The organism is Croceibacterium mercuriale, assembly GCF_000802385.1.
GTDB classification, from domain to species: domain Bacteria; phylum Pseudomonadota; class Alphaproteobacteria; order Sphingomonadales; family Sphingomonadaceae; genus Croceibacterium; species Croceibacterium mercuriale.
On record NZ_JTDN01000002.1, the window covers coordinates 876,611 to 898,476 of the forward strand.

The following is a 21,866-nucleotide window of genomic DNA, read 5'->3' on the forward strand; positions in this document are numbered from 1 at the left end:
GATCAGTCCGGCAGCAGCGATCCGCCCACCACCTGCAGCACGCTGTCGGGCCGGGCGAGGCTCCACAGGCTGAGGCCGGCGCTGCGGGCGCGCTCCGCCGCGAGGCTGGTCGGGAGCGAGATGGTCACCAGCGTGGTCGCACCCGCGCGCACGGCCTTCTCCACGATCTCGTAGGAGCAGCGCGCGGTGGACAGGATGAAACCGTCGTCCACCGAGCGGCCGGCAGCGGCGAGCGCGCCGATCAGCTTGTCCAGCGCATTGTGGCGGCCGACATCCTCCCGCACGGTGACGATCGCGCCGGCCGTGTCGCACAGGGCGGCGGCATGCGCCCCGCCGGTGGCGCGGGTCAGCGGCTGGTGGTCGCGCAACGCGGCCAGCGCGGCGAATATCGCGGCGGGATCGATGGCCGCATGGGGCGTCACCGGCGGCAGGGGACGGGCAACCGCTTCCAGGTTCTCGATCCCGCACAATCCGCAACTGCTTTCCGCCACGCGTGCGCGCACCCGGTCGGTCAGTTGCGCCACGCCCAGCCCGGCCAGTTGCGCGCGCACGATCCAGCCAGAGGGCACCTCGGCCACGGCCAGGTCGGTCAGCTCGCGGGGGTGGGCCGCCAGCCCCTCGGTCAGCGCGAAGCCCAGCGCGAAATCGGGCAGGTCGGCCGGGGTCGCCATCATCACGGCATAGGACAGGCCATTAAACTCCAGCGCGACCGGCGCCTCCGGCACCCAGGCGCGCTCTGCAGACGCTACGGTGCCGTCGGCGCGGTATTCAACCGCCACCCCGTTGCTCCAGGGTGGACAGGTCGGCCGGCGTGTTGATGTTAGCGGGCGAGGTTGGCAGCGCCACCGCGCGTGCGCCGCAGGCTTCCGCAAAGGCCATCATCGCATGGCTGCCTTCGCCTGCCAGAATTTCCTCCAGCAACAGCGCATCGTCCGGCCGCCAGTGGCCGACCACCGGCTGCGTGGCGAGGAAGGCGGGCGCCGGGCCGAGCAGGGCAGGCAGGTCGGCCGGCAGGTGCAGCGTATCGACACCCATGGTCAGCACGCCGGCATACCCTTCGTCCGCCGCATGGCGCAGGCCCGCCAGCACCCCGCCCAATGGCCCCATGCCTTCGCGCGGGTGATCGGGCACGGTCGGGGCCGGGGCCTGCTCGCGGCCGGCGACGATCACATGCTCGCACCAGCCGCTCAGCAGGTCGACCGCGTTGGCCAGCAGGGTGTGCCCCTGGTACTCGGCCAGGGCCTTGTCGCTGCCGAAGCGGGTGGACTGGCCGCCGGCCAGCACCACGCCCAGGGTCATCGGTGGCATCATGCGTAAAGCCTTTCCGCGTGCCAGCGCACATGGTCGGCCATGAAGCTGGAAATGAACAGGTAGGAATGATCGTAACCCGGCTGCATCCGGATGGTTGCCGGAATACCGGCCCGCTCGCACGCCTGCAGCAGCAGCTCGGGCTTCAGCTGTTCGGCCAGGAAGCTGTCCGCCGTGCCCTGGTCCACCAGCAGGTCCGGCAGGCGTGCACCGTCATCGATCAGGGCGCAGGCATCATAGGGCCGCCATGCGGCGCGGTCCGGCCCCAGGTAGCCGGTCAGCGCCTTGTCGCCCCACGGGCAGTGCAACGGGCTGCTGATCGGCGCGAAGGCGCTGGTCGACCGGAAGCGTCCGGGACTGCGCAGGGCGACCGTCAGTGCGCCGTGCCCGCCCATCGAATGACCGAAGATGCCCTGTCGCGCCATGTCCACCGGAAAGTGTTCGGCGACGATCGCCGGCAGCTCGTCCTCGACATAGCTGCGCATGGCAAAGTGCCCGGCCCACGGAGCCTGCGTGGCATCGACGTAGAAGCCGGCGCCCTGTCCCATGTCCCATGCCGGATCGTCTGCCACGCCTTCTCCGCGCGGGGAGGTGTCGGGTGCGACCAGGATCACGCCATGTTCCACACACGCGGCGCGGTACTCGCCCTTGTCGGTGACGTTGGCATGGGTGCAGGTGAGGCCCGACAGGTAGAACAGCACCGGCAGCTTCGTGCCGGCCTCGTGCGGGGGCACGAACACGGCAAAGGTCATGTCCGTGTCGGTGGCGCTGCTCTGGTGGCGGTAGACGCCCTGCACGCCACCATGGCTGAGGGCGGTGCTGACGGTATCAAGGCTCAAGAACGAACTCCTTCGAGGGTACGGGCGGCATCGTCGCGGTCGGGATCGGCCAATGGCAGCAGCCACAGCATGACCGCGCCGCCGACCGCGCCGATCGCCATCACGGCGGCAACAGCAGTCAGTTCCGCATCGCCGAAGGCGGCGAACAGCAGCCCGCCGATGATGGGCGATCCCGCCGCGCCGGCGCGACCCACGCCCAGCGCGATCCCGGTCCCGGTCCCACGGGCATAGGCGGGGAAGCCGCGCGCGAAGGCCGCGTAATAGCCGACGATCGCCGCGTTCAGGAAGAACATCGAAACGAACGCCAGCCCGCGCCAGCCCCACAGCGTGTCGCTGCCGGTGCCGAACCACACCATCGCCAGGGCCCCCAGCAGCGATGCCCCGATGGTGGGCCCCTTGATATCGAACCGCCTGAGGAAGAAGCCGAACAGGGTACCGCCGATCATCCCGCCGATATTGGCCCAGGTCAGCACGCTGGCAGCCTGGGGCGGGGTGAAGCCGGCATCGGCGACGATCTTCACCGCCCATTTCAGGATGAAGTAGAAGGTCAGCGTGTGGAACATGTAGCCGAGCGAGAGCAGCACGGTCACCTTGCGCAAGGCCGGTTTGGCCAGCACGTCGCTGGCGCGCGGTCTGTCCGCCGCGACCGAAGCCGGCGGCAGGGACGCGATCTCCGGCTGGCGCAGCGTGCGCAGGGACCGGTTGATCTTCGCCAGCGCGTCCGCCGGTCGCCGGGCGGCGAAATAGGCGGGGGTTTCCGGCACCAGCAGCAGCGTCAGCGGGATCATCGCGGCCGTCGCCACCGCGCCGAACAGGAACACCGCGCGCCAGTCGTGGTCCACCAGCAGCCAGCTCTGCGCCGCAAAGCCGCCGATCACCGCACCCAGCGGGTAGCCGATGACATAGATCGCCAGCGCCAGGCTGCGGACCGCGCGGCTGGTGCATTCGGCAGTCACAGCATTGGTCGTCGCCAGCATGCCGCCGATGCCGAGGCCGGTCAGCAGCCGCCAGATGATCAGCGCCGCCACGCTGTTCGCCCAGCCGGCCATGAACATCCCGATCGTCATAACTACCAGGCAGGACAGCAGCGTCGTCTTGCGGCCCAACCGATCGGCCATGTTGCCCAGGAACAGCGAGCCGACGCCCATGCCGACCAGCTCCGCCGACAGCACCACGCCCAAGGCATCGCGCGGGATGCCCCATTCCGCGCTGATGCCGGGCGCGGCGAAGGCGCTGGCCAGCACGTCGAACCCGTCCAGCGCGTTCAGCAGCGTCATCAGCACGACCACGATCCACTGGCGCGTGCTCATCGGATTGTCATCGATGATGACCCGCGGATCATTCCCCATCGCCGCTGGCGCCACCATCATCCCGTCCCTCTCAGCTCGCGGCCGTTTGCCGGCACATCATTCGTGTAGTCGCATCGGCAATGCTATCAATGACCAACCATGCCGATCAAGCGATCACCGGCAGGGTTGTTATGGCGCATTGCAATCGCACGCAAGCTAACCCGGCTGCAGCCCGGCCCAGTGCACGGCCTTGGTCTCCAGGTATTCCTCCAGCCCCTCGGCACCACCTTCGCGTCCCAGACCGGACTGCTTGACCCCGCCGAAGGGTGCCATCGCCAGGCTGATCGCGCCGGTGTTCAGGCCCACCATGCCGGCATCCAGCGCCTCGCTGACACGCCAGGCGCGGTGCATGTTGCCGGTGCAGCAATAGGTCGCGAGGCCATAGGGCGTCGCATTGGCGAGGGCGATCCCGTCGGCTTCCGTTTCGAAGCGGTAGATGGCCGCCACGGGTCCGAATATCTCCTCCTGAGCGGCGCGCATGTCCTGCGTCATGCCGGTCAGCAGCATGGGAGCGGTGAAGCGGGGCGGGGCGGTGGCCTGGGCCACCAGCGTCGCCCCCTTGGCCTGCGCATCCGCGACCAGCTCCGCCACTTTGGCCCGGGCCTTGTCGTCGATCAGCGGGCCGATCTCCATGCCGTCGGCCGTTCCCGGGCCAACCTTGAGCGCGCGCACCCTGGCGGCCAGCCGCTCCACGAAGGCATCGTGGATGCCGGCCTGTACCAGGATGCGATTGGCCGCGACGCAGCTTTGCCCGGCATTGCGGAACTTGGCCGCCATCGCCGCCTCCACCGCGCCATCCAGCTCGGCATCGTCGAACACCAGGAACGGCGCATTGCCGCCCAGTTCCAGCGCCAGTTTCTTGATGGTGGGCGCGCATTGCTGCATCAGCAGCGTGCCGACGGGGGTGGAGCCGGTGAAGGACAGCAGCCGCACCGCCGGGCTGCCGGTCAGCGCCGCGCCGATCGCCTTCGCATGGCCGGTGACGATGCCCAGCACGCCCGCGGGTACCCCGGCGCGGATGGCCAGCTCGCCCAGCGCCAATGCCGTGAACGGCGTCAGCTCCGACGGCTTCAGCACGATCGTGCAGCCCGCCGCCAGCGCCGGCGCCAGCTTGCGCGTGATCATCGCCGCGGGGAAGTTCCAGGGGGTGATCGCGGCGCAGACGCCGACCGGTTCCTTGCGCACCAGGATGCGGCGGTCGGCGGTGGGCGCGGGCACTTCGTGGCCCTGGCTGCGCTGCCCCTCCTGCACGAACCATTGCACGAAGCTGGCGGCATATGCGATCTCGCCCTCCGCCTCGGCCAGCGGCTTGCCCTGTTCGGCGGTCAGGATGCGGGCCAGATCCTTGGTGGCCGCGACCATCAGGTCATGCCAGCGCTGCAGGATCGCGCAGCGTTCGGGTGCGGGCAGGGCGCGCCATGCCGGCAGGGCGCGGGCGGCCGCGGCGATGGCGGTTTCGGTTTCGGCAGTGCCGCAATGGGGCACGGCGCCGATGACGTCGCTGGTGGCGGGATCGTCGACCGGGATGGTGCGCCCGTCGGCGGCGTCGATCCACCTGCCATCCACCAGCGCCCGCTGCCGCCACAATCCGCTGTCCGTCAGCCCGATATCCGTCGTCATGCCATGCTCCTTTGCCACATCATGTGGTGGCGGTGCAGGAGACGGCAACGGCGTCCGGCGGAACCGATTGGCTCGCCGCGCTCTATCCCATCACAGCTTCAGGAGTTCTTCGACCCATGCGCACCTTCCTTCCCCTTGCCGCCGTCGCCCCGCTGGCCCTGATGGCGTGCAGCGAGTCAGCCGAGCAGCCAGCCGCGCCGGCTATGGAGGAAAGCAGCGCCGGTGCCGCCGGGGAGCAGGCAGTCGCTGCCCTGCAGACGGGCGATGGCCAGGCTGCAGGGACGGCCACGGCGACCGTCACGGACGATGCGATCACCGTGGTGGTGGCGGTGCAGAACATGCCGGCAGGCGAGCATGGCGTGCACGTCCACATGGTCGGCCGTTGCGACGGGCCGGACTTCACCACGGCGGGCGCGCACTGGAACCCGACCGGGCAGACACACGGGCTGGACAGCAGCGGCGGCCAGCATGCGGGCGACATGCCCAACCTGGTGGTGAATGCGCAGGGCACCGGCACGCTGGAATATACCCTGCAGGGCGGCGCGACCTTTGCCGGCCTGATGGACGCCGACGGCTCCGCCTTCGTGGTCCATGCCGATGCCGACGACCAGCGCACCGATCCGTCGGGCGAGAGCGGCGGCCGGATCGCCTGCGGCGTGTTCTCCGCCGGCTAGGCGATCCTGAGATCCAGCAGGGTCGGGCCGTCTGCCGCGAAGCTCCAGCACAGGGCTTCGTCCAGCTGCCCGACCTGCTCGACCCGGCGGGCGGGCACGCCTTGTGCCTGCGCCAGCTGCACGAAGTCCAGCCCGCCGAGGTCGCAGCCGGGAACGTGGTTCAGCCCGAACTCGCCGGCAAAGCCGGTCAGCGCGGCGTAGGCCCGGTTGTTCAGGATCACGAATGACACCTGCGTGCCTTCGTCGCGGGCGGCGTACAGGCCCTGGATCGCGTACATTGCCGACCCGTCACCCAGGATGGCGATCACGCGATCCGGCTGCGCCAGCGCAACGCCGATGGCGGCCGGCAGCCCGTGCCCCAGGCCGCCACTGGCACAGGTGTAGAAACCGCCTGCGTGCGTGATCGGCAGGTGATCGTGCATCGGCCCACGCGCGGTCGGCGCCTCCTCCACGATCACCGCTTCGGCCGGGCGCAGGGCAGCGATCCGCGACAGCACATGCGCCGCGCTCATGGCCGGTTCCGGCGCGGCGATCTGGCGCGGTGAGCGGACGGGACCGTGCGGCTGTGGCAGTATCTTCGCCAGTTCCGCCAGTCCGCTGGCGGGGTCGCCCAGCACGCCGATCCCGCCGGGCAACGCCGCGCCATGCTGCGGATCGTCGCTCAGCAGCGCCAGCGCGGCACCGTCGGGCCAGAACGGTCCTGTGCCCTCCACATGCCAGGTGAAGACCGGGGCGCCCGCCACCAGGATGGCGTCATGCGGCTGCAGCGCGTCGCGCAGCCGCTCGCGCCAGGCGGGCAGGAAGCCGGCGAAGTGCGGGTGATCCTCCGGAAACACCTCGCGCGCGGCATAGGGGGCCGCCCACACAGCGGCGCCGCTTGCCTCCGCACAGGCGATCGCCGCGTTCCAGCCGCCGGCATTGGCGAGACCGGTGCCCAGCACCAGCGCCGGATTGCGCGCGCCCGACAGCAGCGCGGCCAGTTGCGCGAGACCCGCCGGATCGGCTGCGGTGCGGGTGGTGAGGGAGGGCAGCGCCGGCATGGTGCACGGCCGGTCCCAGTCATCCACCGGGATCGACACGAACACCGGCCCCATGGGCGGGGTCAGCGCGATGGCAAAGGCGCGGATCAGCGCCAGCGGCACATCCTCCGCCCGCGCCGGCTCCGCCGTCCACTTGACGTATGGCCGCGGAAACTCGGTCGCGCGTTCGGCGAACAGGAACGGGTCGAACGGCAGGATCGATCGCGCCTGCTGCCCGGCGGTGACCACGACCGGCGCGTTGTTCTTCCACGCGGTGAACAGATTGCCCAGCGCGTGACCGGTGCCCGCCGCACTGTGCAGATTGACCAGTGCCGCCCGCCCGCTTGCCCGGGCGTAGCCGTCGGCCATGCCCAGCACGACCGCCTCGTTCAGCCCCTGGACGTAGGGGAAGGGCAGCCCCTTCAGCATGGGCAATTCGGTGCTGCCGGGATTGCCGAACATCCGGTCCACGCCCCAATGCGCGAATACGGCGAAGGCGGCATCCCGCACGGTGGTGGCGGTGCCTGCCGGTAGTGCGGGGGTGATGATGGCGTGAACTCCCTTGCGGCCTGCATCGCTGCCTAAGGGATCGGCGCACCGGATGCCATCCGTTCAGCTTGGCCGGGCTAGTTGACGGCATGACCCGCCTGATCCTGCCGCTCCTCGCCGCCGCCATGCTGGCGCTGCCCGCTTCTGCCCAGCAGGCGCCGACCACGCCGGCGCTGAACCTGCAGCAGAACATGCTGCTGCGCTGCTCCGCCGCCTTTGCACTGGGCCAGCGCCTGCAGCAGGCGGGCGCACCGGAGGCGGCGGGCTGGCCGCCGCTGGCCGCGGGCGGGCGCGAGTTCTTCGTGCGATCGTCCGCGCAATTGATGGACGAGGCGCAGCTGTCACGCGAGCAGATCGTCACGCTGCTGACACGGGCCAGCCAGGATCTTGCCCGCGAGGGCCAGCTGGCCAGGGTGATGCCGGTCTGCCTGCAGGTGGCCGGCATCAGGTAAGGCTCGGGTGCGGCTAGGCCGCCAGCGCATCCTCCTGATGGTCGCGCAGCACGTAGCCGCGGCCCCACACCGTCTCGATGTAGTTCTCGCCTCCACAGGCGCCCGACAGCTTCTTGCGCAGCTTGCAGATGAACACGTCGATGATCTTCAGCTCCGGCTCGTCGATGCCGCCATACAGGTGGTTGAGGAACATCTCCTTGGTCAGCGTGGTGCCCTTGCGCAGGGACAACAGCTCCAGCATCGCATATTCCTTCCCGGTCAGGTGCACGCGGGCGCCATCGACCTCCACCGTCTTGCCATCCAGGTTGACGGCCAGCTTGCCGGTGCGGATGACCGACTGGCTGTGTCCCTTGGACCGGCGGACGACGGCATGGATGCGGGCGATCAGCTCGTCCCGGTGGAACGGCTTGGTGACGTAATCGTCCGCGCCGAAGCCGAAGGATCGGACCTTGCTGTCCAGTTCGGAAATGCCCGACAGGATCAGCACCGGGGTCTGCACCTTGGCCACGCGCAGCTTCTTCAGCACGTCGTAGCCGTGCATGTCCGGCAGGTTCAGATCCAGCAGGATGATGTCGTAATCGTACAGCTTGCCCAGATCGAGGCCTTCCTCGCCCAGGTCGGTGGCATAGACATTGAAGCTTTCGGTGGTGAGCATCAGCTCGATCGCCTTGGCAGTCGTCGGCTCGTCCTCGATCAGCAGCACGCGCATGTGAACAGCCCCCCCTGTAACCCTGTTTGGTCTGTGTGGTGCGAGGCCGGATGTCGCGTTAACCAACGCCATCCTCAACGAAAAAGGTAAATCATCCGTAGTGCTACATAGGGTCCGGAGGCGCCCTCAGGCGACCCGGGCGATCTTCTTCTGGCGGCGCCGCTGCACGGAGGAACCGATGCCGATCGCCTCCCGGTACTTGGCGACAGTACGACGGGCGAGGTCGAAACCCTTGTCCTTCAGCAGGTCGACCAGCGTGTCGTCGGACAGGATCGCGTCGGGCGATTCGGCATCGCACAGGCTGCGGATGGCCGCCTTCACCGCGGAGGCGGATGCGGTCCCCTCGCCATCGGCGGACGCAACGCCGCTGGTGAAGAAGAACTTCAGCTCGAACAGGCCGCGATGGCACTGCAGGTACTTGGCGGAGGTGACCCGGCTGACGGTCGATTCGTGCATGCCGATGGCCTCGGCCACCTGCCGCAGGGTCAGGGGCTTCAGCAGCGACACGCCCTTGCGGAAGAAGCCTTCCTGCTGGCGCACGATCTCCGCCGTCACCTTCAGGATGGTCTTCTGCCGCTGGTCCAGCGCCTTGATCAGCCAGTTGGCGTCCGCCAGCTTCTCGGTCAGCCAAGACTTCACCGCCTTGTCGCGGCAGGATCTGAGCTCCAGCGCGTAGGGGCGATTGACCACCAGCCGCGGCAGGCTGGCGGGGTTCAGCACGATGTCCCAGCCATCGGTCGCCGGCGCGATCAGGATGTCAGGCACCACCGCCATCACCTCCGCCCGGGCGAAGCGCAGGCCTGGCTTGGGATCATAGCGGCGCAGTTCGCGCAGCATGTCCGCGAAGTCCTCCTCGTCCACCCGGCACAGCCGCAGCAGCTGCGGGAATGCGCCGCGCGCGACCAGATCCAGATTGGCCAGCAGCGCAGCCATGCACGGATCGTGGCGATCCGCCTCCTTGGCCTGCAGCGCTAGGCACTCCGCCAGATTGCGCGCGCCCACGCCCGTGGGATCGAGCGACTGCACCGCCACCAGCGCCTGCTCCACGGGGGGGCGGGGCACGCCCAGGTCGCCGGCGATCTCCTCCAGCGGGGCGGACAGGTATCCGGCCTCGTCCAGCAGGCCGATCAGGTGGCGGGCGAGGAACAGGGTCTGCGGATCGCCGGCGACCGTGCCGAGCTGGCCTTCCAGATGCTGCACCAGCGTGGGTGCGCCGGCATCGCGGTCGGCATAGTCGGCCGGCAGGTCGTCACCCAGCGGCCCGGCGCCGGTGCCGGCGGACCAGTCACCGGTATCGCGGTCGCGATCCAGCGCGGTGGGATCGATGTCGAGCGGGGCATCGACCTCCCCCTGGCCGCGGCCGATCAGTTCGTCGGCGGTGGGCGGATCGGGCGGTGCCTCGGTGTCGGGCGCTGCCGGCGTTTCCGCCCCGGCACGCAGTTCGCCCGCTTCCAGCAGCGGGTTGCTGTCGAGCGCGTCGGCGACGAAGGTCTCGATCTCCAGATTGGACAGCGCCAGCAGTTTGATCGCCTGCTGCAGCTGCGGCGTCATTACCAGCGATTGCGACTGCCGCAGGTCGAGCCGCGGGGAGAGCGCCATGGCCGGTTACCCGCGGGTCCGGTTCACAGCGTGAAGCTTTCGCCGAGATAGAGCCGCCGGACATTCTCGTCCGCCACCAGATCCTCGGGCGAGCCGGCGAACAGCACCTGCCCGCCATAGATGATGCAGGCACGGTCCACGATGTCGAGCGTCTCGCGCACATTGTGGTCGGTGATCAGCACGCCGATCCCGCGCCGCTTCAGGTCCCGCACCAGTTCGCGGATGTCGGCGATGGACAGCGGATCGATGCCGGCAAAGGGTTCGTCCAGCAGCATGATGCTGGGCTTGGCCGCCAGCGCGCGGGCGATTTCGCACCGGCGCCGCTCGCCACCCGACAGCGCCATGGCCGGGCTGGTGCGCAGACGGGTCAGGCCGAATTCGCCCAGCAGGCGCTCCAGCTCCGTCTTGCGGGTCGCCTTGTCCGGCTCCACCAGTTCCAGCACCGCGGCGATGTTCTGTTCCACGGTCATGCCGCGGAAGATGCTGGTTTCCTGCGGCAGGTAGCCGAGACCCAGGATCGCGCGGCGATACATCGGCAGGCGGGTGACATCGACGCCATCCATCAGGATGCGCCCGGTATCGGGCCGCACCAGACCCATGATGGAATAGAAGCAGGTCGTCTTGCCCGCGCCGTTCGGCCCCAGCAGGCCGAGCACCTCGCCCTTGCCGACGCTGAGCGAGATGTCGGTCAGCACCGGCCGCTTGTCGTAGCTCTTGGCGATGGAGATCACCTCCAGCCCGCCTTGCGGGATCGGCGGCGCGGCATTGGCCGGCGCCTCCGCCATGCTCTGCGCCAGTGCGTCCGTATCGATCAATTGGTCAGCCATCACGCGCCCTATCTAGCATGGCGGTGGGGGGATTGAACCCCGGTGGGGGGCGCATTCGTGCAGGGCCGTGCCCGGGCTGGGCGGTGTCCGGCACCACCCAGCCCGGCATTGTCATGCGTCCGTCGGAGCGGAAGGCGCCGTGGTGCCGTCACCCGCAGGTGCGTCGGGGCCAGCTTCCTTGGCGCGCTCGATCGCTTCCAGCACGATCTGGCGTGCTTCGGCTGCGGTGCCCCAGGTGCCGACGCGGACCCACTTTTCCTTCTCCAGATCCTTGTAGTGGGTGAAGAAGTGCTCGATCTGCGCGAACAGGATTTCCGGCAGGTCGGACTTCTCGAACACGTCGCTGTAATAGGGGAAGGTCGAGTCGATCGGCACGCAGATCAGCTTCTCGTCGCCGCCATGCTCGTCTTCCAGGTTCAGCACCGCGATCGGCCGGGCGCGCACGACGCAGCCGGGGACGAAGGGCGAACGGGCCACCACCAGCGCATCCAGCGGATCGCCATCGGGCGACAGCGTGTGCGGCACGAAGCCGTAATTGGTGGGGTAACGCATCGGCGTGTGCAGGATGCGGTCCACGAACAGCGCACCCGATGCCTTGTCGAATTCGTACTTCACCGGCTCGCCGCCGACCGGCACCTCGATCACGACGTTCAGGTTTTCCGGCGGATTGTCGCCTGTGGGGATATGTTCAATACGCATGGTGTCTCCCTGACGCGCGTGGCGGCATCATCTTGCCTGTACTGGTTGCGCAGTTAACCCGCCCTCCGGCGCTTGGCGAGGGGGCATGTTTTGCATTGCACCAAAGTGCGACGCCCCTCGCCCCGCCTATGCTTCAGTTCATCGCCGCCCCGGCCGTGGCGCGTGCCGTCAGCAGGCGGTCCAGCGCCTGCTCGCCCTCGGCCGCGGGCTCCAGCCACGGATATTGCAGTCCGCCATCATAGGTGATCTCCAGCGGCGTGATCGTCTCGTCCCGCTTCACGATCAGGCGGATCGGCTGCTTCGAGGTCTTGGCTGCCGTGATCGCCGCCTTCATCGCATCGGCGCTATATTCCTGCCCGTCGACGGAGACGACCGACATGCCGTCCACCAGGCCCGCCCGGAAGGCCGGACCGTCCCACAGCGTCTGCGTCACCTCGCCCGAGGAACTGAGGTTCACGCCCAGCGAATACAGCAGGTCGAGGAAGCTGGTCGATGCCATCTGCCCGGCGCGCGCGGGGTTCGGTTCTTCCTTCCACACCAGCCGGTAACCGGCGGCCTCGATCCCTTCCACCGGCGCGGGCAGGCCGGCGGTGCGCATGTTGAGGGTGAGGAACGCGCGCCAGTCATGCGGGAAGACCTGGTTCAGCGTGTCGGCGATCTCGTCGAAATCGTAGGTCCGCTGGCCGTAATCGCCTTCCTGCGCGGCGAAGAAGATCTTGGCGAAATCGTCGAGGCCCTTGGCGCCGTTGGTGCCGTTGCGGATGATCCCGTCCGCCTCCAGCCACATCAGCGCGCCTTCGTTGTAGTAATCCTCGTCCCGGTGCAGCGAGGTGTAGGGTCGCGAACGGCGCGAGTTGATGATCGGGTCCATCGTGGTGTCTTCCACCGAACGCCAGGCGCGGCCGGGCTGCTTCGAATAGTAGCCCGCGCTGGTCGCCATCGCGCCCAGCACCACGTCCTTGGGCTGGATGCCCGAACGCGCCGCCAGCACCAGGCCCCAGAACTGCGTCTGGCCTTCATACATCCACAGCAGGTTGTCGCGCATCGGCTCCCGGTAATCGGGCGTCCACAGGCCGGCGGGGCGGCGGTACTTGCCGTTCCAGCTGTGTACCAGCTCGTGCGCGATCACGTTGCGGTCCCAGCCCATCGTGTCCCAGTCGATGAAGGTGGTCGGCTCGTAGGTGTTCTCGCTCGACCGGTGATGCTCCAGCCCGATGCCGCCGAGCTTGTCGGTCAGGCCCAGCAGGAACTCGTAATGATCGAACGGGCGCGAACCGAACAGGGTGACCGCCTCGTCCATCAGCCGGTTGTAGGTCTGCATGTTCTCCGGCTTGATCGCCAGCAGGCGCGCCTCGTCCGCGATGACGTTCATTTCCATCGCACGGCCGATCTGCCAGCTTTCCGCATGCTCCCCGGCGAAGACGGGCGAATCGACCAGCACCTCGTAATCGGTCGGATCCCAGGTTACCCGGTTGCCGCGCCCGCCGGCACTGGTCTGTCCGTCCAGAGCGGTGAACACCGTCCAGCCTTCGGGGAAGGTGACGGTCGGCTTGACCAGGATCTGCCGGACATAATGGCCGGCCGGATACAGGCTCATCTTCTCCCACTGCAGGTTCAGCATTTCAGGGGTCATGCTGATGCGGCCCTGACCGCTGATGGGGGACGTATGCACGAAGCTGGCGGTCACTTCGCGCGCATTGGCGGGAAGCGGAATGCGGAAGGCGTAGACCTCCACCGGATCGCGCGTCCAGTTGACGGGCTTGCCGTCCACGCTGAAGCTGATCTGCGCTATCTGGTTCAGCGGGCCCTTGGGACCGTGATTGCCGGGCAGCCATTCGGGCAGCTGCAGGATCAGCTCGTCCGTGCCGCGCTGCACGGGGAAGGTCTGCGTCACCCGGTACAGGTTGCGCACGATGTCGGTCGCATCGATGTCCAGCGTGACCGTACCCGGATAGCGCACGTCCTGCGCGTCCGGCAGCGGCGCGGGCAATGCCGCGGCGACCGGGGCGGAGCGGGCGGTCCCTTGCGCCAGGGCAGGCTGGCTGGCGGTGGCGAGGAGCAGGGCGGCGAGCGCGGCGCGCGAGAAGCTGTGGATCATTGCGGCAACAATGCCGCACCCGCCTGTGGTGCGCAAGCCACGCGCACCCTCTTTGCCGCGCCGGTATGAGGGTCTAGGGCGCCGGGACAATGAGCATCAAGACCCCCCAGGCCGTGCGCGGCACGCAGGACATCTTCGGACCGGAGGCGGATGCCTTCGCCCATGTGGTCGAAACCTTCGAACGGGTGCGCCGCCTGTACCGCTTCCGCCGGGTCGAGATGCCGGTGTTCGAGCGGACGGAGGTGTTCAGCCGGTCCCTGGGCGAGACCACCGATGTCGTGTCGAAGGAGATGTACTCATTCGAGGTTCGTGGCGGCGAATCGCTGACCCTGCGCCCCGAATTCACCGCCGGCATTGCGCGGGCGTTCCTGACCGATGGCTGGAAGCAGTATGCCCCGCTGAAGGTGGCGACGCACGGGCCGCTGTTCCGTTACGAACGGCCGCAGAAGGGCCGCTACCGCCAGTTCCACCAGATCGATGCCGAGGTGATCGGCGCGGCCGAGCCGCAGGCGGATGTGGAGCTGCTAGCCATGGCGGACCAGCTGCTGCGCGAACTGGGCATCAGCGACGGCGTGACGCTGACCCTCAACACGCTGGGCGATGCGGAGAGCCGCGATGCCTGGCGCGCCGCGCTGGTCGAGCATTTCCGCGGCGTGAAGGCGGAGTTGAGCGAGGATTCGCAGGAGCGGCTGGAAAAGAACCCCCTGCGTATCCTGGACAGCAAGGACGAGCGCGACCGCCGCTTCGTGGCCGACGCGCCGCAGATCGACACCTTCCTGTCGGCGGAGGCGCAGGACTTCTTCGCCGCGGTCACTGCCGGTCTGGACGCCGCGGGCGTGGCCTGGACGCGCAATGCCGCGCTGGTGCGCGGGCTGGACTATTACCGCCACACCGCATTCGAGTTCGTGACCGACCGGCTGGGTGCGCAGGGCACCGTGCTGGGCGGGGGCCGGTACGATGGACTGATGGAAAGCCTTGGTGGACCAGCCACACCGGCCGTGGGCTGGGCTGCGGGAATCGAGCGGCTGGCGATGCTGGTGGGCGCACAGGCGGAGGCGCCGGCGGATGCATCCGTGGTGGTGGAGGATGACGCCTTGCTGACGCGCGGCACTGCCATGGTCACGGCCATTCGCCGGGCCGGCTTCACCGCGGAACTGGTCGCCACCGGTTCGCCGCGCAAGCGGTTCGACAAGGCGGTGAAGGGCGGCGCGCTGACGCTGTTCGCCCTGTCACCGGGCGAAGATGGCGCTGCCGTCCGGACCAAGGGTGATGCCGAGCTGCTGGCGCGGATCGAGCAGGCGATCGGGATTGTGGCCCCATAATGGCCGCCATCCCCGAAGATCGCCTGGCGCAGATCGCCAACCGCTTCGCCGAGCTGGAGGCGCGCCTCGCCTCCGGCCAGCTGGAGGGCGAGGCCTTCGTTGCCGCCAGCCGCGACTATGCGGAGCTGGAGCCGGTCGCGCGGACGGTCAGCGAAGTGCGCCGGATGCGTGCCGAGATCGCCGAGCTGGCCGCCCTGACGCAGGATCCGGAAATGGCCGCGCTGGCGGGCGAGGAACTCGGCACCCTGCGTGTCGCTCTGCCGGAGGCCGAGCGGCGCCTGGCCGTAGCCTTGCTGCCGCGCGACTCCGCCGACGAGCGCCCGGCCATGCTGGAGATCCGCGCCGGCACCGGCGGGGACGAAGCGGCCCTGTTCGCGGGCGACTTGTTCCGCATGTACGAACGCTTCGCTGCCGAGCAGGGCTGGCGGGTGGAACCGGTCAGCATGAATGCGGCCGAGGTGGGCGGGTTCAAGGAGATCGTCGCCAACATCGCTGGCACCGGCGTGTTCGCCAAGCTCAAATATGAAAGCGGCGTCCACCGCGTGCAGCGGGTGCCCGTCACCGAAAGCGGCGGCCGCATCCACACCAGCGCCGCGACTGTCGCGGTGCTGCCCGAACCGACCGAGGTGGACGTGCAGATCGAGGACAAGGACCTCAAGATCGACATCTACCGTGCCAGTGGCGCGGGCGGCCAGCACGTCAACACCACCGATTCGGCGGTGCGCATCACCCACCTTCCCAGCGGCATCGTGGTGACTCAGCAGGACGAGCGCAGCCAGCACAAGAACCGCGCCAAGGCGATGCAGGTGCTGCGCGCCCGCCTGTACGAAAAGACCCGTGACGAGGCGCAGGGCGCCGAGGCGGAGGCGCGCAGGGCGATGGTCGGCAGCGGCGACCGTTCCGAACGCATCCGCACCTACAATTTCCCGCAAGGACGCGTGACCGACCACCGCATCGGCCTGACGCTCCACCGGCTGGCCGAGGTGCTGGAAGGGCCGGCGCTGGGCGAGCTGATCGATGCGCTGGCATCGGAAGATCAGGCCAAGCGGCTGGCGGCGCTGGACGGGTGAGCGGCGTCACGGTCGCGGATGCCTTGCGGACAGCGGCCGCGCGGCTGGCCGCCACCAGCGACACCGCGCGCCTGGATGCCGAGCTGCTGATGGCGCATGCGCTGCACACGACCCGTTCGGCGGTGCTGCTGCGGCACATGGCCGACCCGGTGCCCGCCGCCTTCGCCACGCTGGTCGACCGGCGGGCCAGGCACGAGCCGGTCGCCTATATCCTGAGCCAGCAGGAATTCTACGGCCGCGTCTTTGCCGTCGATCCGGGCGTCCTGATCCCGCGGGCCGACAGCGAGACGATCGTGGAGGCCGCGCTCGCCGTCTGCCCGGCGCCGCGCCGCGTGCTGGATCTCGGCACCGGATCGGGCGCGCTGCTGCTGACGGTGCTGGCGGAGACCGGCGCGCCGGAAGGCGTGGGGCTGGAGCGTTCGGCCGACGCGCGGCGGATCGCCTCCGCCAATGCCGCGGTGATTGCCCCGCAGGCGCGGATCGTCGCCGGTGACTGGCACCAGCCCGGCTGGGCGGACACGCTCGGCCGGTTCGACCTGATCCTGGCCAATCCGCCCTATGTGGAAGATGGGGCCGACCTCGCGCCCGACGTGCGCGGGTGGGAGCCGGCGGCGGCACTGTTCGCCGGTGCCGAGGGGCTGGACGATTACCGTGTGCTGGTGCCGCAGCTGCCCGCCCTGTTGGCGCCGAGCGGGGTGGCGGTGCTGGAGATCGGGGCTGCGCAGGGTCCGGCCGTGACTACCCTGGCCGAACAGGCGGGCTTCGGCGTCACGCTGCAGCGCGATCTGGCCGGGCGGGCCCGGGCGCTGGTGCTGCAATTAACGCTTGGCAAAGGCGGAGCGAGTAACTAACTGCCGAAACGTAGGCCGTGCGGTGCGGAAACGGGTTCCGGCATCCAGGCGACACATCCAGCATTTGCCACGGTCGGTCCGGCGTGATGCCGGGTGCAGAAATGCAGATGAGGATCGCGCCGGCAGGCGCCCGCGAGGCGGGGCGTCGGCGTGAACGGGGGCGATGCGACCGGCGCGGCCGGTCCCCAACGAGGAAGCGAATTCCCTTGAACACCAATCGCAATAACAACCGTCGGCGCGGCCGCAACAATAGTGGCCGTGGCCAAAGCGGCGGGGGCAATGGCGGGGGCAACCGGATCGACAGCCGCGCGCGGGGCAATGCACCGCAGATGCTGGAGAAGTATCGCAAGCTGGCGCACGATGCGTCGCTGAACGATGACCGGGTGCAGACCGAATATTACCTGCAGTTCGCCGATCACTATTTCCGCGTGCTTGCCGATTCCAAGCAGAAGGACGGCTCCCCTGCGCGGAGCCAGAACGATCGCGGCCAGTCCTTCGACGATTACGACGATGAAGAGGACGAGTTCGAGAACGGCGCCCGCGCAACGCCGCGTGGCCGGCCGGACCCGGCCCGCGACAGCAATCGGGACAGCAGCCGCGAGACCGGCCGTGACGGCAACCGCCGCAACGATGCCGAGCAGGGCGATGGTGATTTCGCCGAGCAGACCGCTTCGGAACAGCAGCGCGGCGGCGAAGATGTCGACAGCGCCGGTGTCGAGAACCCCTTCATCCGCGACACCGGACGGCGTGGCCGCCGCCCGCGCGGTGCCGCTGACGGCGACGGTGCTGTTCAGGCAGAGCCCCGCACGCGCACCGATGGCGAGACCCCGGCCGAGCCGCGTATCCGCACCGATGGTGCGGCACCGGCCGAAGGTCGCGGCCGCGGACGTCCGCGCCGGGCGCCGGTGACGGAGACGCAGGAGGACACCGGCTTCGATGCCATGGTGCTGCCGCCCTCCATCTCCCGCAGCGACGATGCTGACAGCACCGCCGATGCCGTGGGCGAGAGTGACGGGGCGCAGGACGCACCGGCCGCCCGCACCCGCAAGGCCCCGGCCCGGCCCCGCCGCCGTGCCGCCCGCACGGACGAGGGTGGCCCGGAAGATGGCGCCGGCGAGACACTCGAAATCGTCGGCTGACGGCGCGATCCAGCTGATCTGAGCCGGCCCGCATGATGCAGGATCGCTTTGGGGGCAGGGCCGGCGCCGCTGCCGCGCTCGCATTGGGCGTGCTGGCGGCGACCGGCTTCGAACCGCTGCACTGGTGGCCGGTCGCGCTGGTCGCCATGGGCCTGTTCGCCAGCCTGCTGGCGCGCACCACGACCGTGGGCCGCGCCGCCTGGCTCGGCTGGCTGTTCGGGCTGGGGCATTTCACCTTCGGCAACAACTGGATCGCAACAGCCTTCACGCACCAGGCGCAGATGCCCGCGGTGCTGGGCTGGGCGGCGGTGCCGCTGCTGGCGGTCTATCTGGCGGTGTACCCTGCCATCGCCGCGCTGGGTGCGCGGGCAATCGCCGGACCCGGACGGCCGCGCATGCTGCCGCTGGCCTTTGCCGGCTGCTGGATCGTGGCGGAGCTGCTGCGGGCCGGGGTCTTCACCGGCTATTCCTGGAATCCGTTTGCCATGGTCCTGCTGGGGCCGTGGGATCGCCCTGGCTTGGCGGTGCTGTCGCCGTGGATGGGCACCTATGCCCTGTCCGGTCTGGCGGTGCTGCTCTCTGCCGTGGCCGTCGAATCGGTACTGGGCCGCAAGGCGTTACCTGCCGCGGGCGTGGCGCTGCTGGTGATCGCGGGCATGCTGCTGCCGGCCCGCCCGGCGCCGGACGGTACGCTGCCGGTGACGGTGGTGCAGCCGAACCTGCCGCAGGCCCGCCTGGGCGATCCGCGTTTCTTCGAAGACAATTACCTGCAGCTGGCCAGCCTGTCGCCCGCCGCACGTCCTGGTGCCCGGCCGGGCACCACGCGGCTGCTGCTGTGGCCCGAAAGCGGCCTCGCCGACTATCTGCGCCCCGGCTACCCCCAGCGGTTCTACGATTCCACGACCGCGCTGGGCGATCCGGATTTTGCCCGCCGGCGTATCGGGCGCACCATCGGTACCGGATCGCTGCTCCTGACCGGGGCAGTCGACCTGGAGGTGCAGGGCGGCCGCGCCGTGGGCGCCTACAATTCCGTCACGGCGCTGGATGCGGCCGGCACCATCCGCGGCAGCTACACCAAGGCGCATCTGGTGCCCTATGGCGAATATCTGCCGATGCGCGAAGTGCTGGAGCCGCTGGGCCTGTCCCGGCTGGTCCCCGGCGCGATCGACTTCCTGTCGGGACCCGGTCCGCAGACGCTGACGCTGGGTCCGCACGGCCGCGCCGGCGTGCAGATCTGCTACGAGATCGTGTTTTCCGGCGAAGTGGCGGACCGGCACGACCGGCCCGACTTTATCTTCAACCCGTCCAACGATGGCTGGTTCGGCGCGTTCGGCCCGCCGCAGCATCTGGCGCAGGCCCGCATGCGCGCCATCGAGGAAGGGCTGCCCGTGCTGCGCGCCACCACCACCGGCATCAGCGCGGTGATCGATGCGCGCGGCGTCGTGCGCCATCATCTGGCCACCGGTGTCGCTGGCCGGATCGACACTGTCGTGCCCGGTGCCCTGCCGCCCACCATCTTTGCGCAGACCGGCAACATGCTCGCCTTTGCCTGGGCCCTGCTTTTTCTTGGGCTGGCGCTGGTTGCAGTGAAGCGGGCCCGCCCGTAGACACCGGCGCTTGTGCGGAACGAACGAAAGTCCCCGATGCGCCAGAATTACCTGTTCACGTCCGAATCCGTTTCCGAGGGTCATCCGGACAAGGTGGCGGACCAGATCTCCGATGCCATTGTCGACCTGTTCCTGTCGAAAGACCCGGAAGCGCGCATTGCCTGTGAAACCATGACAACCACCCAGCTCGTCGCGCTGGCGGGGGAGATCCGCTGCAAGGGCGTGTACGAGAACGGCGAGTGGGCCCCGGGCGCGCTGAAGGAGATCGAGGACACGGTCCGCGAAACCGTGCGCGACATCGGCTACGAGCAGGCGGGCTTCCACTGGGAAACCTTCACCTTCGAGAATCGCCTGCACGCGCAGTCCGCGCAGATCGCCCAGGGTGTGGACGCCAGCGGCAACAAGGACGAGGGCGCGGGCGACCAGGGCATCATGTTCGGTTTCGCCTGCAGCGAGACGCCCGACCTGATGCCGGCGACGCTGTACTACAGTCACAAGATTCTCGAGCGCATGGCTGCCGATCGCAAGGGCAAGGTCGTATCGTTCCTGGAGCCGGACGCGAAAAGCCAAGTGACCCTGCGGTTCGAAGACGGCGTACCGGTCGCTTGCGAAGCGGTCGTTGTGTCGACCCAGCATGCCAAGGATTATTGCGATCCGTGGGAAGATGCCAAGGGCAACAAGGGCGGTGACACCGAGAAGGCAGCCGAGCTGAAGGCCTATGTGAAGGCCGTCATCGCCGACATCCTGCCAGTCCAGCTGCTGTCGGATGCCACGAAGTACCACATCAATCCGACGGGCGCGTTCGAGATTGGCGGCCCGGACGGCGATGCCGGCCTGACCGGGCGCAAGATCATCGTCGACACCTATGGCGGCGCCGCGCCGCACGGTGGTGGGGCGTTCAGCGGCAAGGACCCGACCAAGGTCGACCGCTCGGCCGCCTACATCACCCGCTACCTGGCCAAGAACGTGGTCGCCGCGGGCCTGGCCACGCGTTGTACCATCCAGATCGCCTACGCGATCGGCGTGTCGGAGCCGTTGTCGCTCTATGTCGATACGCACGGCACCTGCGTGGCCGGCGTCACCGATGCCGGGCTGGAGCAGGCGATCCAGTCGATCGAATCGCTGGGCGGCCTGACCCCGCGCGCGATCCGCACCAAGCTGCGGCTGAACAAGCCAATCTACCGCCAGACGGCTGCCTACGGCCATTTCGGGCGCGAGCCGGAAGGCGACGCCTTCCCGTGGGAGCGGACCGACCTGGTGGACGAGCTGAAGGCCGCGCTGAAGGGCTGAGCCTGTCGCGTCATCGCGGGCGCTGCGCTCGCGATGACGGACGGCTGCCCGCGGGTCGAACCCCGGCCGGACCGGCCATCGCCAAACGAGAAAGGGCGCCCCGCGGGGCGCCCTTCTTGTATTCAGGTCCGGACGTGGTGGACGGATCAGTCCGCGCCGCCGATCCCGCCCTGGCTGGCCACGAGTGCCACGCGCGTCTCGCTGCCGCTGTCCAGCATGTAGGGGCGCGGGTCGACCGCTTCGCCTGCCACGCGCACTTCATAATGCAGGTGGGGGCCGGTGGAGCGGCCGGTGGAGCCGACATAACCGATCAGCTGACCCTTGCTCACCCGCTCGCCAGCGGAGACCGCAAAGCCGGACAGGTGACCGAAGCGGGTCTGCAGGTCGCCGCCATGTTCCAGCGCGATGTAGTTGCCATAGGAGCCCCAGGCATCGGCGCGGCTGACCAGGCCATCGGCCGGGGCATAGACCGGCGTGCCGGTGGGTGCAGCGAGGTCGACACCGCTATGCCGGCGACGGCCGCCCAGCACCGGGTGCGAGCGCATGCCGTAATCGCTGCTCATCCGCGCTGCATCCAGCGGGATGCGCGACGGGACGGAAACACGCTGGATCGGGGCGGCGGCGAAGCCGGTGGAGTCGCTGACGCGTCCGGCATCGGACTGCTGCCAGCTGGCGAACAGCTCGCTGAACTCTGCGTCACCCGAGCCGGTGGCGACCGGTGCCTCGATCACGCCGGTGATCTGGGCGCTGGTCAGCTGGGTGGCGGCGGCGTTGTCCTGCGCCTGCACGGGGGCCACGATGGTGGCGGCGATCCCGGCGGCGGCAATGGCGAGCTTGATGATCAT

General features: G+C 69.0%; 20 protein-coding genes. 8 read left to right on the top strand and 12 right to left on the bottom strand.

Translation table 11 applies throughout. The features are described 5' to 3' along the window. Positions 1-2: 2 nt before the first annotated feature. The 5 genes from fdhD to PK98_RS13605 form a co-directional block, all read right to left on the bottom strand. Positions 3-779, bottom strand: a complete 777-nt coding sequence (gene fdhD / locus PK98_RS13585) for a formate dehydrogenase accessory sulfurtransferase FdhD (RefSeq protein WP_039097362.1) — start codon at positions 777-779, stop codon at positions 3-5. Then, complete coding sequence (gene mobA / locus PK98_RS13590; protein ID WP_039097726.1) at positions 769-1,299, bottom strand: molybdenum cofactor guanylyltransferase; 531 nt, start codon at positions 1,297-1,299, stop codon at positions 769-771. Before mobA ends, fdhD begins: the two co-directional genes overlap by 11 nt. Positions 1,300-1,307: 8 nt before the next feature. Further along, positions 1,308-2,147: an S-formylglutathione hydrolase gene (gene fghA / locus PK98_RS13595; RefSeq protein ID WP_039097363.1), complete on the bottom strand. Its 840-nt coding sequence runs from the start codon at positions 2,145-2,147 to the stop codon at positions 1,308-1,310. After that, positions 2,144-3,496, bottom strand: a complete 1,353-nt coding sequence (locus PK98_RS13600; protein ID WP_039097727.1) for an MFS transporter — start codon at positions 3,494-3,496, stop codon at positions 2,144-2,146. The genes fghA and PK98_RS13600 overlap by 4 nt, the downstream gene beginning before the upstream one ends. Before the next feature lie 156 nt (positions 3,497-3,652). Continuing rightward, positions 3,653-5,116 carry an NAD-dependent succinate-semialdehyde dehydrogenase gene (locus tag PK98_RS13605; RefSeq protein WP_039097728.1) on the bottom strand — a complete coding sequence of 488 codons (1,464 nt, stop codon included), beginning with the start codon at positions 5,114-5,116 and terminating at the stop codon, positions 3,653-3,655. A 116-nt stretch (positions 5,117-5,232) separates the two neighbouring features. Here PK98_RS13605 and PK98_RS13610 point away from each other — a divergent pair, with 116 nt between their 5' ends. After that, positions 5,233-5,790 (top strand): superoxide dismutase family protein, encoded by a 558-nt coding sequence (locus PK98_RS13610; RefSeq protein WP_039097364.1) that lies wholly within the window; start codon positions 5,233-5,235, stop codon positions 5,788-5,790. Here PK98_RS13610 and mdlC read toward each other — a convergent pair. Continuing rightward, complete coding sequence (gene mdlC, locus PK98_RS13615) at positions 5,787-7,319, bottom strand: benzoylformate decarboxylase (protein WP_152608670.1); 1,533 nt, start codon at positions 7,317-7,319, stop codon at positions 5,787-5,789. The genes PK98_RS13610 and mdlC overlap by 4 nt on opposite strands. Before the next feature lie 128 nt (positions 7,320-7,447). On the opposite strand from mdlC, the gene PK98_RS13620 reads away from it, so the two are divergent. Beyond that, the gene (locus PK98_RS13620; protein ID WP_039097366.1) at positions 7,448-7,810 is read left to right on the top strand and encodes a hypothetical protein; all 363 of its coding nucleotides are present in this window, start codon (positions 7,448-7,450) and stop codon (positions 7,808-7,810) included. Between the two features lie 13 nt (positions 7,811-7,823). Here the strand turns inward: PK98_RS13620 and ctrA are convergent, their stop codons facing one another. The 5 genes from ctrA to PK98_RS13645 all read right to left on the bottom strand — a co-directional run bounded on the left by ctrA (position 7,824) and on the right by PK98_RS13645 (position 13,742). Next, positions 7,824-8,519: a response regulator transcription factor CtrA gene (gene ctrA / locus PK98_RS13625; protein ID WP_039097367.1), complete on the bottom strand. Its 696-nt coding sequence runs from the start codon at positions 8,517-8,519 to the stop codon at positions 7,824-7,826. A 126-nt stretch (positions 8,520-8,645) separates the two neighbouring features. Beyond that, positions 8,646-10,118, bottom strand: coding sequence for an RNA polymerase factor sigma-54 (gene rpoN, locus PK98_RS13630; protein WP_039097368.1), 1,473 nt, complete (start codon positions 10,116-10,118; stop codon positions 8,646-8,648). A gap of 23 nt (positions 10,119-10,141) precedes the next feature. After that, positions 10,142-10,903, bottom strand: a complete 762-nt coding sequence (gene lptB, locus PK98_RS13635) for an LPS export ABC transporter ATP-binding protein (RefSeq protein WP_407637633.1) — start codon at positions 10,901-10,903, stop codon at positions 10,142-10,144. A 153-nt stretch (positions 10,904-11,056) separates the two neighbouring features. Next, positions 11,057-11,644 (bottom strand): inorganic diphosphatase, encoded by a 588-nt coding sequence (gene ppa, locus PK98_RS13640; protein WP_052208703.1) that lies wholly within the window; start codon positions 11,642-11,644, stop codon positions 11,057-11,059. A 133-nt stretch (positions 11,645-11,777) separates the two neighbouring features. Next, positions 11,778-13,742, bottom strand: a complete 1,965-nt coding sequence (locus PK98_RS13645) for a M61 family metallopeptidase (RefSeq protein ID WP_039097370.1) — start codon at positions 13,740-13,742, stop codon at positions 11,778-11,780. Positions 13,743-13,831: 89 nt separating this feature from the next. Here PK98_RS13645 and hisS point away from each other — a divergent pair, with 89 nt between their 5' ends. The 6 genes from hisS to metK all read left to right on the top strand — a co-directional run bounded on the left by hisS (position 13,832) and on the right by metK (position 21,021). Beyond that, entirely contained in the window at positions 13,832-15,064 is a 1,233-nt protein-coding gene (gene hisS / locus PK98_RS13650) for a histidine--tRNA ligase (protein ID WP_039097371.1), read from the top strand. After that, positions 15,064-16,134 (top strand): peptide chain release factor 1, encoded by a 1,071-nt coding sequence (gene prfA, locus PK98_RS13655; RefSeq protein ID WP_039097372.1) that lies wholly within the window; start codon positions 15,064-15,066, stop codon positions 16,132-16,134. Before hisS ends, prfA begins: the two co-directional genes overlap by 1 nt. After that, on the top strand, positions 16,131-16,985 hold the full coding sequence (prmC, locus tag PK98_RS13660) for a peptide chain release factor N(5)-glutamine methyltransferase (RefSeq protein ID WP_039097373.1): 855 nt from the start codon (positions 16,131-16,133) through the stop codon (positions 16,983-16,985). The genes prfA and prmC overlap by 4 nt, the downstream gene beginning before the upstream one ends. 206 nt (positions 16,986-17,191) lie before the next feature. Next, complete coding sequence (locus PK98_RS13665) at positions 17,192-18,124, top strand: DUF4167 domain-containing protein (RefSeq protein ID WP_052208705.1); 933 nt, start codon at positions 17,192-17,194, stop codon at positions 18,122-18,124. Positions 18,125-18,156: 32 nt separating this feature from the next. Continuing rightward, on the top strand, positions 18,157-19,731 hold the full coding sequence (lnt, locus tag PK98_RS13670; protein ID WP_235425517.1) for an apolipoprotein N-acyltransferase: 1,575 nt from the start codon (positions 18,157-18,159) through the stop codon (positions 19,729-19,731). A gap of 36 nt (positions 19,732-19,767) precedes the next feature. Continuing rightward, a complete protein-coding gene (gene metK, locus PK98_RS13675; protein ID WP_039097374.1) occupies positions 19,768-21,021 on the top strand; it encodes a methionine adenosyltransferase in 1,254 nt (417 codons plus the stop codon). Between the two features lie 146 nt (positions 21,022-21,167). On the opposite strand, the gene PK98_RS13680 is transcribed toward metK, so the two are convergent. Then, a complete protein-coding gene (locus PK98_RS13680; protein WP_039097375.1) occupies positions 21,168-21,866 on the bottom strand; it encodes a M23 family metallopeptidase in 699 nt (232 codons plus the stop codon).